8 protein-coding genes are annotated in these 15,748 nt (G+C 59.9%); 3 read left to right on the top strand and 5 right to left on the bottom strand.

From position 1 onward, the window contains the following. Positions 1–260: 260 nt before the first annotated feature. Positions 261–3,260: a glycoside hydrolase family 3 C-terminal domain-containing protein gene (locus tag ABIZ35_RS23595; protein ID WP_348222379.1), complete on the bottom strand. Its 3,000-nt coding sequence runs from the start codon at positions 3,258–3,260 to the stop codon at positions 261–263. Positions 3,261–3,914: 654 nt separating this feature from the next. Between ABIZ35_RS23595 and ABIZ35_RS23590 the strand changes: the two genes are divergently transcribed. The 3 genes from ABIZ35_RS23590 to ABIZ35_RS23580 all read left to right on the top strand — a co-directional run bounded on the left by ABIZ35_RS23590 (position 3,915) and on the right by ABIZ35_RS23580 (position 6,556). Continuing rightward, the gene (locus ABIZ35_RS23590) at positions 3,915–4,766 is read left to right on the top strand and encodes a DUF1559 domain-containing protein (RefSeq protein WP_348222378.1); all 852 of its coding nucleotides are present in this window, start codon (positions 3,915–3,917) and stop codon (positions 4,764–4,766) included. Continuing rightward, positions 4,767–4,982: a hypothetical protein gene (locus ABIZ35_RS23585; protein WP_348222377.1), complete on the top strand. Its 216-nt coding sequence runs from the start codon at positions 4,767–4,769 to the stop codon at positions 4,980–4,982. 245 nt (positions 4,983–5,227) lie between these two features. Beyond that, positions 5,228–6,556, top strand: a complete 1,329-nt coding sequence (locus ABIZ35_RS23580; protein ID WP_348222376.1) for a CHASE3 domain-containing protein — start codon at positions 5,228–5,230, stop codon at positions 6,554–6,556. A 19-nt stretch (positions 6,557–6,575) separates the two neighbouring features. Here ABIZ35_RS23580 and ABIZ35_RS23575 read toward each other — a convergent pair whose 3' ends face one another. From ABIZ35_RS23575 to ABIZ35_RS23560, 4 genes are all read right to left on the bottom strand, one after another. Further along, positions 6,576–8,642, bottom strand: a complete 2,067-nt coding sequence (locus tag ABIZ35_RS23575; protein WP_348222375.1) for a SpoIIE family protein phosphatase — start codon at positions 8,640–8,642, stop codon at positions 6,576–6,578. A 156-nt stretch (positions 8,643–8,798) separates the two neighbouring features. Continuing rightward, positions 8,799–10,874, bottom strand: coding sequence for a TerD family protein (locus tag ABIZ35_RS23570; RefSeq protein WP_348222374.1), 2,076 nt, complete (start codon positions 10,872–10,874; stop codon positions 8,799–8,801). Between the two features lie 407 nt (positions 10,875–11,281). Next, a complete protein-coding gene (locus ABIZ35_RS23565; protein WP_348222373.1) occupies positions 11,282–12,700 on the bottom strand; it encodes a sugar porter family MFS transporter in 1,419 nt (472 codons plus the stop codon). Positions 12,701–12,892: 192 nt separating this feature from the next. After that, a partial coding sequence (locus tag ABIZ35_RS23560) for a DUF5107 domain-containing protein (protein WP_348222372.1) occupies positions 12,893–15,748 on the bottom strand: 2,856 nt, incomplete at its 5' end.

Raw genomic sequence — 15,748 nt, 5'->3', positions numbered from 1 at the left:
CTATTCCCCCGGCGCTAAAGCGTCCGCCCATAGGGCACCCGCCCTTTTTCCCAACAAGCTGCTTCGCAGGGTAAAAGGGGTGCTGATAATTATCATCCATTCACTCGTCACGTGGCCGTGAGGAGTTTGTTTGCGACAGCGCCGTAACTCTTCAAATCTACTTGTCGAGCGAGCAAGGACCATAATTATGAGCGCCCCTTTTACCTCTGGGCAAAGGGGGAGACGAGCCTCAGCGAGTGGGGGAATAGGGCTCGAAATCCCTACTTTGGCCCAAGCACATCGAAGCTGTACAGCGAGTAGCCGTACTGGGTGGCGCGCTTCAGTCCCAGCATCCGCACCCAGCGAGCCTTCACCGGAGCGAACTCGACTGTGTCCAGATCGCCGCCGCTGCTGGTGGTGGTGTAGACGGTCTTCCAGTTCTTGCCGTCGTCGCTCACCTGGATATCGTAGGCGCTCGCATAGGCGCGCTCCCATTGGATGCTGACGCGCGATACGGTCTGGGTATCAACGAGATCCACCGAGAGCCATTGGGGATCGGAAGAAGCGGACGACCAGCGAGAGCTTGGGTTTCCGTCCACGGCATTTTCGGCTGCGTAGTCGTCGCCGTCTTGAACGGAGGAGGCGAAGACTCGCTTGCCGGTGGACAGCGACGGCTGGGGACCGTCTGGATCGGTGGAGCCCATGCCGGGAACGGCGAATGTCCAGTCCGAGGTGAGCTGTACGGTCGTCTTGAGCGGCAAATCGCGTGAGGAAGCGCCGACTTCGATCTCGTAGCTGCCCCCGTCGGCCTTCCATTGCTTGCCGGCGACATCACAGTAAGCCAGATCGCGCGGGGTCAGCACGAACGTCGCGGCCTTGGTCTCGCCGGGCTGAAGCGTGAGTTTGGTGAATCCTTTGAGCTCACGGACGGCCTTGTCGATCTTGGGGCTTGGGTCGTGAACATAGAGCTGAGTGATCTCGGAACCGGCTCGCTTGCCGGAGTTGGTGACGTCGGCGGTGACGATGATTTGTCCCGTGGGTGAAAGATCGGGCTGGGCGACTTTAATATTGGAATACTTAAAAGTCGTGTAGGAGAGACCGTAGCCGAAGGGGTAGATCGGCGTGATCTTCTTCTTGTCGAAGTGCCGGTAACCGACGTAGATCCCTTCGTCGTAGTGGACGATATCTTTGACGCCGGGGAAGTTGCCGAAGTCTGGGTAGTCTTCACGGCGGGCTCCGATGGTGTCGGTGAGCTTGCCGGACGGGTTAACGTCGCCGAAGAGGATTGCGGCGAGCGCGCTGCCGCCTTCTTCACCAGGGAGCCATGCTTCCACGACGCCAGGCACTTTGTCGATCCAGTCGGTTAGCAGCAGCGGCCCGCCATTGTTGAGCACAACAATGGTGTTCTTATTCGCCGCCGCCACGGTGCGGATTAAGTCGGCCTGGGCGCCTTCCAGCGCCATGGAGGATCGGTCCGAGCCTTCCTGCTCGTACGGTCCGCCGACAAAGACAACAGCGACATCGGATTTCTTCGCCGCCGCGACCGCGCCGCCAAATTGAGCCTCGCCGGGGAGCGTCCAGCTCAGGCGCGTCAGGCCCTCGCCAGTTGCCTGGTAGTATTCCAGCTTGATGTCATACTTGTGGCCCGCGACGAGTTCGATATTGCCGGACACCGGGGCGCCGCTGCTGTCGATCCAGTGATCGACAATCGTTTTGCCGTCGATGGTCAGGCGGCAGCCGTCGTCTGCTTCCAGTGCGAACATATACGCGCCGCTCTTTGGCGCGGTCAGAACGCCGGTCCAGCGCACGCTGAAGTTCTCCAGGGCGAAGCCCTTGGGGCGCTGGCTATCGGACCAGTTGAAATCCAATTTTGGGTCGATCCGGGTTGTCGCCGCCTTGCCTTTGAGTTCCTTGTTAGAGAAGTATTCGGCGCGCAGGCCGTGCTGCGTGGACTTGCTGTCGGGGCTGAGCGCGCTTTCGGGAACGACGCTGCCCAGGGAGTCCAGATCGGCCGCCGAAGCATAATTGACTTGGATGCCTTCGCCGACGCGGTTGACGATGCCCTGGTACCCGGACACAGAGTAGAAGGACGAAACCGTGGGACTGCCGCCCGAGGCCATCTGCCAGCTCTTGGCGCGGGGGCCGATCACGGCGATGGATTTGAGCTTGGAGGCGTCCAGGGGCAGAACGTTCGCGTCGTTCTTGAGCAGGACCATGCCCTTTTCGGATGCTTCGCGGGCGAGACGCTGGTGTTCCGGGGAATCGACCACGCCGCCATCAATGGCGCGGCGGCCGTCGAGCACGCCGGAGCGCACCACGCAGCGCAGAATGCGCTTGACGGAATCGTCGATCGCCGCCTGCCGGACCGTCCCGGCTTTCAATGCCTTGACCAGTGCGTCATGCGTGATCAAGCCCGGTCCCGGCATCTCCAGATCGTTGCCGGCGTTGACCACGGGGCCGATCTCGTGTACGCCGCCCCAGTCGGACATCACCATGCCGTCGAAGCCCCACTCGTTTTTCAAAATCTCCGTAAGCAAGTACCAATTCGCCGAGGAGTGATACCCATTGACCCGATTGTAGCTGGACATCAGCGTCCAGACATGGCCGTCCTTGACCGCAGCTTCAAAGGCGGGCAGGTAGATCTCACGCAGGGCGCGTTCGCCGACGCGAACGTCCACGTTGCCCCGGTCGATCTCTTCGTTGTTACAGGCGTAGTGCTTGACGCACGCTCCCACGCCCGTGCTCTGCATTCCCGTAATATACGGCACGACCATTTGGGAGGCGAGATAGGGGTCTTCGCTCATATATTCCGAGTCGCGTCCATTGAGCGGGGAGCGGTGGATATTGACTGCTGGCCCAAGCTCCACCTGGATGCCTGGGCCCTTGTTCAAGGCTTCCATGCCGATGGCGGCGCCGACTCGGCTGATCAGATCTCGGTCCCAGCTCGCGGCGACCGAGACGCCGCAGGGGAACGCCGTCGCCTGTCCTGTCGTCCCGGCTGGGCCGCCGCGAACGCCCGATCCGGCGTCGGCAAACGCCACTGCCGGCACGCCCAGACGCAAAATGGGCTGGGTCGTAAACCCCGTTCCTGTCAAAACCGATAGTCTCTCGTCCTGGGTCATCTTGCCGAATAGGTCGCTGACGCGCGATTCCAGCGGCGCGGTTCGGTCTTGATAGATGGAGGCCGTTTGTGCGTGAACGGCTGAGCCAAGCAGAGAGAGGGAAAGAAGAAGCGTCGCCGCGCCAGTGGATCGGCGGCGAGCGAGGGTATCGAAAATCATGTTCGGGTTAAACGCCTTTCGGCGCCCAGGATGGGCGCCATTGGTGTACGGGAGATGAGAATTTTGACTACATTATATACAAAACCGTCCTGTGAGTCCACCACGAGTTTTTGTGTGAACATCCCATGAAACCATTGCGATCGCCGTAGACAGGCCAGCAATAGAATCAAAACCAAAAATTCTATCAAAAAGATATTGACAGACGGGGGCATCACTGATATAATCTGCGTATACGAATGTGCTTAAAGCATACGTGATTGCTGAAACACTGCGAATGCGTGAAACAGAAATATGTTTCCACAGTATTGACACCCTATCAATGCTCTGTTATAATCGCGTATAGGGATGTGCAGGAATCGCTGTTTGAGTGTGGTCGCTAGACAGTAATGCACTGATGAGAAAGGAGCGCCTATTAAGAAAGAATATGCCTGCCGAACGCAGCACGGCGCTTCTGAAGATTTGAAAATGGTCTTGGGACCAAACGTGAGCAAGATTTCAGACAGCAGGAGCGTAAAGATTGCATTCACGGATGAAAAGCGCAGTCCCAAATCGTTCCGAGATCACACCAGCCATTCCATGGCGCGCGAAGTTTTTATTGGTCTAATTGTATTCAACACGGTATAAAAATGTATTCGTCACACAGGGGTAATGAACATGAAGATTAAAGGTTTCACTCTTATCGAACTGCTCGTCGTCATCGCTATCATTGCGATCCTTGCCGCCATCTTGTTCCCTGTCTTCGCTCAAGCTCGTGAGAAGGCCCGCCAGATCAGCTGCATCTCCAACATGAAGCAGATGGGGCTTGGGATTATGCAGTATCATCAGGACTATGATGAGCAGCTCATCAAGGATTACTACGGATTCCCCTCGGACTGCGCCAGCTGGCCCGGCGGCGGCCCGCACAGCCAAGTCAACTTCTATAGCTGGCGCTATGCGGTACAGCCTTACATCAAGAGTCAGCAAGTGTTCGCCTGTCCGTCGAACGCATTCGCCAATCAATCGTCCGCCTGGTACTTCTCCTCGTCCCGCGCCGACGGCGTCAACGATGACTTCCTGCCCTCCAGCTACGCCGTGAACCAGGATGTGATTGGGTTTGCCTACGGCTACTGCGCGGCTCCTTCGCTCCATGTCGGTTACAGCTCGATTGCACAGATCGACGCCCCGGCGAACCAGATTATGATCGCCGACACTCGCGCTCCTTACAACGACACCAAGGCGAAGTGGGTTGGCGCTGACAGCGTCGGGGCCGCGAACGGTCCCGGTGTTCCCGGAGCTGGCACTGACTTCAAGGGCGGAACGGTTCCAAACTTCGGACCTTTGGGAGAGTTCCAGAATCACCAGGGACAGGTCAACTTCATGTTCGCCGACACGCATGTCAAGTCTATGAAGCTTGTGCGTACCGTTCAGCCGGTCAACATGTGGCTCAGCAAGGACGATGCAGGCGTCGATGAGACCCCTGCTGTTATCCAGGGATACGTGAACACTATGCCGAAGGAATACAAATAATTGAGTACTCCGATGCAAGGATTGCTTCCGACCATTGGGTTGCTTGGGGGCCTGATGCTTGCTGGCTGTTCCCACAATGATCAAGCCGCAGCGCCGACGGGGCCGCCCCCGCCGCCGCCCGCCAGTGTTCAGAAACTGCCGCCTGGGGCGCAATCCGCGATCTCCAGCGCGGTTCCGCCCAATGATCTGAACAAGGCGCAGCCAGCTACTCGTTAATCAAATATGGTCGTGATGCAGGCGGCTTTCGAGCCGCCTGCATTTTTTTCGTCCCCACCTCTTCGCTTATCAATCTCCCAGAATTTTGCATTTTTGCTTTCAAATCGATATATTTCGTATGATTGTATCGAAAAGTCATGGTAAGATATTGTGGCTGCCTTTCGCTTGTTATAATCCTCGCACGGTAGTTCTCAAAAATCTTAAGCCGCTCTTCCAATCATCGTTTTATGGTCATCCATCTCATCATGAAGTTATCGTCCCAAACCAAGCGTGCGATCTCCGACAACGTCGCGACGTGCAGTCTGCTGCTGACGCTGGCGCTTTTGATCGCCATTTGCCTGCTGTCTTATCTTTCCGTGAATCACTTTTTGCGCAACAATCGTGATGTCACGCATACGTATCAGGTCATGGAGAAAATCCGGTCTGTGCTGTCCGATCTGAAGGACGCTGAAACCGGGCAGCGCGGTTACCTGCTGACGGGAGACGCAAGCTACCTCCAGCCTTATTATGCCGGCAAGAGCGCGTTGACGCATGATATGGATGCTCTGCGCGCGCTGACCAGAGACAACCTGTCCCAGCAGCGCCGGGTAGACGCTTTGCAGGCGCTGGCGGCGTCCAAAACAGCGGAGCTGGACCAAACCATTGCGCTGCGACAGCAGGCGGGAGCTGTGGCGGCGCTTCGCATGGTGCGGTCCGGAAATGGCAAGCGCACCATGGATCGGGCGCGCGAAATCGTGGCGCGGATGCGGGTCGAGGAAGAACGCCTGCTGAAATTACGGACCGGCGCGACAGAGAAAGCCGGCGTGATGGCCCAGCTTGTCAGCGTATTCGGCGGGCTGGTTTCCGCGCTGTTCATCGTGCTTGCGATCCGCTACGTCAGCAAATATTTGCGTGAACGCGAGCGTTCGGAAGCGGAAAATCTCCAGCTTGTGGAGTCGGCGCGGCTTGCCGCCGTGCAGCAGCGAATATTTTTGAAGGATGTGCTCGCCTCCGTGACTGAGGGGAAACTGGCGTTGTGTGACACGGCAGAGGAACTGCCGTCTCCCCTGCCGGTGTTTGAGGAGACGATTTCACTCAGCGCAAACGGTGCGCTGAAGGCGCTTCGCCACGCCGCCGCGCGTGCGGCGCGTGTTAGCGGTTTTACTGAGGACCGGGTTCAAGATTTCGTGACGAGTATCAGTGAAGCGGCAATGAATGCTGTCACACATGGCGGCGGCGGCGAGGCGATTGTACGCGCGGACGGCGGGGAGCGCGTCCAGGTATGGGTGACGGATCAGGGCAAGGGGATCGCGATCGACGTTCTGCCGCAGTCCACGCTGGAGCGCGGCTATAGCTCGGCGGGCTCGCTGGGACACGGCTTTTGGCTGATGCTTCGCATGTGCGATAAGGTCTGGCTGCTGACAGGCCCGCAGGGAACGACGGTGATCCTCGAGCAGACCGAGAGCGCTCAGGACGCCGCCTGGATGCGCGGCGACGGTCGCCAAAGCGTCGCCGCCTTCAAAACCGTGGGGGGAAGCGGAAACGCCAGCTTGTCGGATGTCAAGAACCTATCGATCCAGATACGCACTTTCTGACAAGACGTTTGACGATCGCTCAGCGCGGCTGGGCGACCGCCACCAAAAGACAGACATCGTCGCGCGCTACGCCTCCGCGCGAAACTTCATCCACTCCCTGCGTTAGCCTCCGCGCGAGTGTCTCCGCCAGCCCTGCTCTTTTGTCTTCCTCGGAAGAGGTTTCCCGCTCCAGCAGCGCGGCTACCCCGTCCACGCCGAGCATTTCCATTCTATTGGGGCCACATTCAGTCACGCCATCCGTGAAGATCGCCAGGGCGTCTCCGGCCCTGAGCGTGATTTTATGCTGGCTGAAAATGGCCTGCTCATCCATGCCCAGCACGGGACCCGTGGGAAAAAGCATCTCGACCCGGCAATCGTCCGCTCTTCGGAACATGGCGGGCTCCTGTCCGCAGTTGACATACGATAGTTCGCCGGAGACCGTATCGTAGCAACCAACAAACAGCGTTGCGAACCCAGAGAGCAGCGCGTTTACGGAGATAACATGATTGAGATCACTGACCGCGGTCTCCAGGGTGGATTTGGAGTAGAGGAAGGCGCGCAGCATATTCCGGACGGTCGCGACCTGCGCCGCCGCCGCCAGTCCCTTACCGCTGACGTCGCCGACGATCAGGGCCACCCGATCCTGCGTGATGGAAAACACATCGTAGAAATCGCCGCCAACGCCCGCTTCCTCCAGCGCCGCCTTGTAGCGGTTCGCCAGTGTCAGGCCCGGCGCGCTTTCCGGCAGGCGCGGCTGAAGCGCCCGCTGAAGCTGTTGCGAAATATTACGCTCGCGCTGGGCGGCGCGGGCCGTCTCCACCGCGCCGCGCACCTGAACGGCCACCGCCTCCACCAGCGTCACCTCATCGTCCGTCCAGACTCGGGCTTCGGAAGCCATCATGACTGTGAGCGCGGCCAGCGGACGTCCCTGATCGAAGAATGGCACGGCGACATACGAGCGCTGACCCGTCTCTAGAAATAGCTTCACCAGATTGCCGGGAAGCGGCGCCTCCGCGACATCCGCCACCACGACGGTCTTTCCCTCCGGGTAGATGTCCATGATCGCCATGCCGCGATCGCCGAGAGACCACTCGCCTTCCAGAGAGGCGACACCGTCCCGCCTCCAGTCCTCCTCGATCCGCGCTGTGTTGTGCTCGTCATCATAGAGCACATAGAAGCAGCGATCCACGTTCAGCTTCTCGCCCAGCAGCATCAGTGCTTTGGACTGAGGCGAAGCGCTGTTGGCGCTCCAGAGGACCGCGTGTCCGACTTCGTTGACGAGAGCTTCGCGCTCGGCTCGTGTCTGCGCCTCCACCAGAAGGGCCTCGCGCTCGGCTTCCAGCGCTTTGCGCTCCGTGATATCAGTCATCAGCGCAAAAGTGCCTGCATAGTCGTCGCCCTCGCGCTGTACGGAAACGTTCGCGAGCATATGAACCCCCGAGCCGTCCTTATGGCGCATACGCACCTCGTATTGCTCGCGGGGGCGGCGCAGGCCAGGCTCGCGGCGCGTTCTTATCGCATCCATATCCTCCGGAAACACCAGCTCATAAACCGAAAGCCCGATCAGCTCCTGAGACGTATACCCGAGCATTTCCTCCATGCGGGGATTGATGTAGGTAATTCGATCGCCGGCGTCCGTGATCGATACGCCTTCATTGGCGGTTTCCAGAAGCCGGCGATAACGCGCTTCGCTTTCGGCCAGAGCGTCCGCAGTGCGCCGCGCCTCTTCCGCCGCATCCTGCGCTTCCTGCTGTGCGCTGCGTTGGGAATTGCTAATCGCGGAAACACTGAGACCGACAATGATAAAAATAATCAAAGTCGTCTTGTCGACACTCCAGCCACCTGAGAAAAATACCTTGGGAGTAATGAAAAGGTAAGTCGCCAGTATGGCGGATGCGATGATTGACGCGACGCCTCCGCCCCATCCGCCGATCCATGCGCTGAACACAAGGGCGGGGAGGTACATAATGAACGGCGCGCGGGGCCCTAAGGCCGGGGTAAGAGCATGGCGCAAAAGCGTCGTGAGGAGGATGCTGGCTGCGACAAGCAGATATGTACGGACCGGGGAGTCCGATCTGAATTTAAACCAAGAGCTTTTGCTGGACAACGGCGCGTTCCTGCCTGGCTGCTCGTTCGTTGCAGCCGCGATCGACAGAGTTATTATAGCACGCCGAGCCGCTGGAGATTAGGGGAGCCGATCAAGAATCCGGTGGAATTGCGTGCGTCATCCCATCTAGGGAGGATGAGACGACGCACAATGTGGCTATTTCAGGTATTCCGAAGCGATGGTTTCCAGCGCGAACGGCGTTCCATTCGCGACGGAGAATACCGTCTCGGCGTCCTGTTCCCGTTCGACTGTTTCACCCCGTGCCTGGGCGTGCAGCATGAGCAGATCGTAGAGGTTCGGCTTGGTCATTTCGACCAGAGATTTCAGCGTCAGCTGAATGCCGCTCAGATTCTCCGCGACGTTGACCTGCCATCGCGGATGGCTTTTGAGAGCGATGTCGCACCAAATGACTTGATCGTTCAAAAGGTCGATGACGATCGGGATCGCGCACTGCGTATCGGCGGTAACGTCAAGCCGGTCCTGAACCGTTTTTGCCTCAAAAATCTCGCCGGAATCGGGATGCGTCCGCGCCATCCAGCCCGCGAAGCACTCCGGCAGATCCACAAAGGGCTGCTGCGTGTAGCTCATCAAGACCATCACGACGAACGCCGCGCCCTGTTCTATGAGTTTGCTCGGCGTAATATCGATGAACTCGCTCGCGCCCTTGGGGGCGTCCACGATGTCGCCGCTGTGACAGCCTCCCAGAGCCGCAAGGTTGTAATACGATACGGTTTCGGAAAGATGGAACTGCTCGTCGAACATCGCGGCCGAAAGGTCGATATCGGTGCGGTCCGATCCGTTCTTCCACCAGACGAAGAAGCGAAGCGCCTCGCTCGCGGGAAGCGGCATCCGGCTGCCCCGCGTGACTGTCCGCAGCGCCTTCGACGCCGACCGCTGCGAGAACGGGACGACATAGTTCTTCAGCGTCGGGTCCACATAGCACTTGCCCAGCGTTGGCAGCGTCGCGAAGCGAGCGCGGAGCGTTTCGGAGCAGATATCCGCAATGGCCTTGCAGATCTCCTCCCGAAGGTCCGGCAGCGTGTTCTCCACGCCCTGCACCTTCGCGAGATTTCCCTTGGGAAAGAACACGCGCATCTTGTCTCGGACGTGTCGATGCTGAAAGTGATTTCGCACTTGCAGCAGCACGGGCGTCGAGATCTGAGCGGCCGACGCGCCAAACGCCGTCACCACTTCCTCGGAGGATTTCCCAAGCCGCAGCAAGTGGTCGAGCCGCCGGGCGAGGTCGCCGGGACGCGTTTCAAGCCGCCGCAGCGCCGCATCCACGTCCTTGTTCGCCAGAGCGCGCTCCACCTGGCCGTTAAACGTGGCGAAGGGCAGATCGTTGCGCAGAACGTCGAACGATGCGGCGGCCTTCGGGTAACGCGCCCGGAACTCGCCGGCGTGCAGACGCTCGCCCAGGCGAATCCAGCGACCCTTCCAGCGCAGCATATCCTCCGTGGCGTTCGCCTGGCGATCGAGCAGCGCGAGCAGCATCCGGCGCTGTGGGCGCGAGAAGACAATGAACTTAGTGGCGTCCGCAAGCGACACGTCGCCGCCGCTCATGGCGACGGCGATCCGCAGCACATCGGTCGCCGTCCGCGCGTACTTCTCCACGAATTCCAGGGCGTTGGAAGTATGACGGATCAGCAGTCCGCAAAGATACGCCGCGTTCTCTTTCTGCGGGACTGCATCCGGCAGCAGCGCTCCGATGCGATTTCCATAGCTCTCTACAAACCAGGACAAATCTTCTTTATCCTGCTGGGAAAGAGACGTATTGGAGCCAGCGATCTGCGTGAAGAGAAGTTCGAACTCACCCACCTCGCCCAGATCGATCATTTGCAGTTCAACGTTGTCGAGTAGCGGGAAGCGCTCTTTGATCTCCGAAAGCGGCAGCAGCCGTCCCCGGCTCCAGTAATGGACGATGGCGTTGAGGTACAGCTCGCCCGCGCTCATTTCCATGACCTGGGTTGGGAAGTTCGGATACATCGGCTTGAACTTATGATCGGCGCCTTTGCTCTTGCGCAGATCCGCGATCAGCTCCTGGTAGAGCTGTGTCAGCTGATCCAGCGACAGGGCGCGAAGCGCCTCGATCAGTCGTTCCGACAGTCCGTAACCCAGGGCTTCCAGGTTTTTGGACATCGCCGCGATCACGTTCGATGGGAGAAGGCCGTCGCCAAGCGGCGCGTCAAGACAGATCTTGCCGCGCCGCCGGAGGTAAATGGAGTTATTCATGGTATTTGGAAAGCGGCGGAGCTAAGGGTTTGATGTTTTTCAACGAGTAGAAGGAAGCTCCGCCATAGCCAAATGTGAACGTCGTGGAAACTGAAGGCTCTAAGTTTCACCCAAAGAATTTTAGAAGGAAGAACCCTCATAGCCACGACAAGTCCATAATACCGCGAAATTTCGTTCTTTTCGATCGTGCGCCGCCTGCGCCTCAATCACATTGTCGCCGGAAGTGTGGGATTTGATAAAGAGTGGGAATGGAAATCGTTTCGGGCGGCGCCATAGCCCTGGGTTCCGGCTCTCTGAATTTTCAGAGAAAACCGATTGCGCCCATCGCAGCACTCCTGGCTTCTCTCAAAGAAGCCGAAAGCTCGAAACCCAGGGCTATGGCGCCGCCCGAAACGCGGGCGGGAAAGTTATCGCACGAGTTCTTCTTCCAACTGTTCCAAGGTCTTGCCCTTGGTTTCAGGCAGGCTGCGCAGGATAAACACGAAGCCCATCAGACAGATCGCGCTGTAGAGCCAGAACGTGCCGGCCGGCCCGAGCTTCGCGTTGAGTATCGGGAACGTGAATGTGAGGATAAAGCTTGCGATCCATAGCGCGCTCACCGCAACCGCGACGGCAGCGCCTCGGATCCGGTTCGGGAAGATCTCCGAGATCACGACCCACGTCACCGGCGCCAGTGAAGCGCTGTAGCAGGCGATGGCGCCGAGCACCAGGATCAGCAGCGGCGCGCCCTGGACGCCTGCGTGGTAGCAGAAGCCCATCGCACAGTAGATCACCGCCAGCGCGGCGGAGCCGAAGAGCATCAACGGCCGGCGTCCTTTGTCGATCAAGACCATCGAGACAAGGGTGAAGAGCAGGTTGACCGACCCCGTCCAGGCGATGTTCTTCAGCACCGTGGAGATGTCGTATCCGGCGGCTTTGAAGATATCCTCGGCGTAATTGAAGATGACGTTGATGCCGCACCACTGCTGGAACACCGCGAGGGTGACGCCGATCATAAAGACGCGCGCCATCCGGGGATGCAGCAGATCCCGGAACGTCGCCTTCTCCTGATTTTGCGCGCTGAGCGTCGCCTGATCGCTCTCGATCTCATCGGCGTAAGCAGGTCCGCCGATGCGGGTGAGCGTCTTCCTTGCCGGGGCCATCATTCCCTTCGTCATCTGCCAGCGCGGGCTTTCGGGGACGAAGAACATGCAGACAAAGAACAGTATCGACGGGACGGCGGTGATCGCGAACATCCAGCGCCAGCCCTGCTGTCCATACCAGGAAGTCCGGATAAACTCGTCCGTGGCGCCCGCCGGCAGGTTGCGCACCACATAGAAGTCGATAAATTGCGCGAGGAGAATCCCCACCACTACCGTCAGCTGATTGACGGCGACGAGGCGGCCGCGCACGTTCGCCGGCGCCACTTCGGAGATGTAAAGCGGCGACAGACTGGACGCGAGCCCGATGGCGACGCCGCCCAAAATTCGCCACGCCACAAACGTATCGAAACTATTGGCAAGCGCGTTGCCGATCGACGTCACTGTGAACAGCAGCGCCGACGCGATCAGCAGCCGCTTTCGTCCCAGGCGATCGCTCATTGTCCCCGCGACGACGGCGCCGATCAGGCAGCCCAGTAGCGCGCAGCTATTGACCCATCCCGACGCCGACGCGCTTTTGATCTGAAAGAAGCTCTCAAAGAACGGCTTCGCGCCGCCGATCACGACCCAGTCGTAACCGAAGAGCAGGCCGCCGAGTGCGGCGACGATGGAGATGAGCCAAACGTAAGAGGCGTTCACTTGAACCGCGCTCGTATTCGTTTGGGCCCTGTTTTGGTCGATCAGCATTGGTCTGTGTCCTTATGAGACGGGTTGGCGTCGTCTATGGCGCTCTGGCTAACATCGCCGCCGGGTGGCATGCCTGTAGCTCTGGACAGGCATGTGTTGCGATTGAGAAAAAACGCCGTGTCCTGCTTCGTACGTGGTCCATGCCTGTCCAGGGCTACAGGCATGCCACCCGTGGCGTAGGGCGTCAAAGGGTTAGCTCTGTTCGATACTTCGCAGCATCTCCGCCGCGAGCGCGTGGCTGGGATCGCTTTCCAATATCGCGGCCAGCAGTTTGCGTGCGTGATCGGCTTCACCCAGGCCCGCCAGCGCCTGCGCTTGTAAGAAGCGCGCCGCAGTCTCCTGACGCTTCTGGATATCGTCGTCGAAGAGCAGCATGGTCGGCAATGACGTGGCGAAGTAGTCGATCTTCGCTTCTTCATTCTCCAGCGCCTTGGCGTATTCCAGCAGGGAAGAGAGCATCGACCGCGCCTGTGCTTCGTCTCCGAGCCGACGCCAGGCGAGGGCAGAGAAGTAGGTCATCTCGGAGAACGATCGGACGCTCATCTCCTGGAAGTCGCCGCGTGCGGTGGCCGCCGTCGTCCAGTGAGTTCGCGCGGCGTCGGTATCACCTGACTGATCGCAGGCTTCACCGAGCCAGTAATGGATGTCGCTCTGGTTCGCCAGCAGATGCTTTGCTTCGCTGAGGCCGGCGGGCGCGGTGAGGGCGGCTTCAAAGCAGCGGCGGGCTTCGGCGGGATCGCCTTCGGTCAGGGCGACGCGGCCGAGGGCGAGGAACGTGCGGACGTACTGGCCGAGCGCCTGCCCTTCGCCGCCTTCCCAGGGTTGGAATCGGCGCCCTTGCAGAAGCTCCATCGCCATCCACGGCTGATCGGTCTGGTTGTAGAGTGCGCACATCTCCACGCACAAATCGTCGCGGCGACGCACCAGATCCTGGCGCGCCGCCAGGGCGCGCAGGCGCTCTTCGGGAGCGACGCCCATGCGTTTCCAGAGCTGGTCGCGCTCGAACAAAAGCCGTGCGTCGTCTGGAGCGGCGGCGACGGCGCGGTTGTAGGCGTCACGCGCCGACTTGGGATCGGCGGCGATGTTGAAATAGCCGATGCCCAGGTTGCGCCATGGGATGGAGAACGACGGATCGATCGCCACGCTTCGCTCCCAGAAGCCGATCGCTTCCACATGGCGGCGGCGGTCGTAGAGCAGGCATCCGAGATAGTAGGGCGCCTGCGCATCCTTGGGATTGGCCCGAATGGCGGCCTCCAGGATGGCGATCTCTTCGAGGCGCGCGGGGAAGCAGTAATCGGTCGACTGCGCCGCGCCCTCTTGATACCAGCGCCGCGCTTCGTTGGCCTTGCCCATACATTTATTCAGCCACCCGAGCGTGTAACACAGCATCGGCGCCGCGCCCCAGCTCTGCGTGGGCAGGCTGCCGTCGCCGCCAGCCTCTGTGCTGATGACGCGTTCGATGAGCGCGATGGCTTCCGCATACAGACCGGCCCGCGCCTGATCATGGATGATGTCGAGCAGAGCTTGCAGATCGGCTGCTGGCGTTTTGCCCAATAAGGTTCGCGCCCATCCGTCCAGTGGATCCAGACGTAGCGTCTCCGCGATCAGATAGTCGGATTCGTCGAAGTAGGTCAATTTGCTCAGGGCGACGGCTTTGAGATCGCGGGCGCCCAGCCGGTCGGAATCGAGACGAAGGGAGCGATCCAGATGCTCGATCGCGTCGGCCCAATTTCCACGCCGGCAGTCGAGTTCGGCGATCGCGTGGTAGGCCGCCGCGCCCCATGCCTGGTTCCAGGCGGCTTTGTAGAAGGCGGCATAGGCGGCGTCGAAGAGCGCTTTGGATGGCGGCGTGGCGTCCAGCTGGAAGCGCAGGCACATGCCCAGATTGTAATACGGCTCGCCGTCGTACGGGTTCGGGTTGCGGAAGGTCAGGCGCTCGATTGCCTTGCGGAAATGCGCCTCGGCAAGCTCCAACTCGCCGCGCCGCAGGCGCCAGAGGCCAAGCGCGTTGTTGCAGCGGGCGTCCATCGGATCGCGCCGCAGCGCTTCTTCCCAGTAGGGAACGGGGCTGCGCGTCGCATGACGGTACTGTTCCAGGTGCAGGCCGGTCAGATACAGCTCATCCGCGCTCGTAATCTCGGCGGGCATGGGAGGCTCGGTCGCGGCGGCGAACTCGTCCGCCGGCGTCACGTCACCGGGAGCATATTTCAGGATTTCACGGCCTTTGTAGTTCAAAACACGCAGCGTCATGCTCTCGGCGTTCACTCCGGCGGGAACTTCGCAGCGTGTCACAAAGGGCGCGGACGGCGACAGATCCGCGCGCCACATCTTGGAAAAATCGAGACCAAGCAGCTGAATTTCGGCGTCTTCGAAGACTGAGGTTACGCTGACGCCGATCTTCGCGGCGTCGTCGCCGATTTCCAGGCGGACGGCGCAGTCTAAATTGGCGTGCTGCGCGGCGCCGATCTTCTGGATGGGATACCAATACTGGCTCCAGGTCTTCGTTTCCCCGGGCTGCAAAAACGAAAAATCGGGCTGGTTGTCGGTGTAAACTCCGGCCATCAGCTCGATATAGGGCCGCTCATCGTCGGACAGATTTCTGTCCCAGGCGTAGCCGAACTCATGGTTGCCCCAGGTCCATTGCTTCTTGCCCGGGGAGATATGATGGTTTGCGATATGCACGACGCCGGCGTGCGCCTTGTGATCGTAGCCGCCGAAGAAGTCTTTGTGCGATCCCATCGCCATGTAAGAGGTCGGAACGGGAATATTCGCATACCAGGACAGATCGTTGGCGGCGTAGGCCGGAAGACCTTCCCATGGAGAATCCGACAGCAGGGCCGGGGGGACGAATCGCGCGGGGATTTCGGACACTGGAACGCCGTTTGCCGCGCGACCGGCGTAGTCCACGCCGTAATAGCGTGCCTCGCAGAGCGGATATGCGCTGACGGCGCGCTTGGCGTGATCGGCGACGTGGGTGACATCGGGGGGCAGGAACGATTGATAACCCTCGTGGACATCGGCGCAGAGATTCGCCCACCACAGAAATGT

This window comes from Capsulimonas sp. (assembly GCF_039929585.1).
Taxonomy (GTDB): domain Bacteria; phylum Armatimonadota; class Armatimonadia; order Armatimonadales; family Capsulimonadaceae; genus Capsulimonas.
The sequence above is the reverse complement of the archived record's forward strand: the minus strand, read 5'-3'. Positions and strand labels throughout refer to the sequence as shown.

Excerpts from the sequence above, each read along its gene's own strand:
- ABIZ35_RS23595 (WP_348222379.1), bottom strand. The coding sequence starts at position 3,260 with ATGATTTTCGATACCCTCGCTCGCCGCCGATCCACTGGCGCGGCGACG.
- ABIZ35_RS23590 (WP_348222378.1), top strand. The coding sequence starts at position 3,915 with ATGAAGATTAAAGGTTTCACTCTTATCGAACTGCTCGTCGTCATCGCT.
- ABIZ35_RS23580 (WP_348222376.1), top strand. The coding sequence starts at position 5,228 with ATGAAGTTATCGTCCCAAACCAAGCGTGCGATCTCCGACAACGTCGCG.
- ABIZ35_RS23570 (WP_348222374.1), bottom strand. The coding sequence starts at position 10,874 with ATGAATAACTCCATTTACCTCCGGCGGCGCGGCAAGATCTGTCTTGAC.
- ABIZ35_RS23565 (WP_348222373.1), bottom strand. The coding sequence starts at position 12,700 with ATGCTGATCGACCAAAACAGGGCCCAAACGAATACGAGCGCGGTTCAA.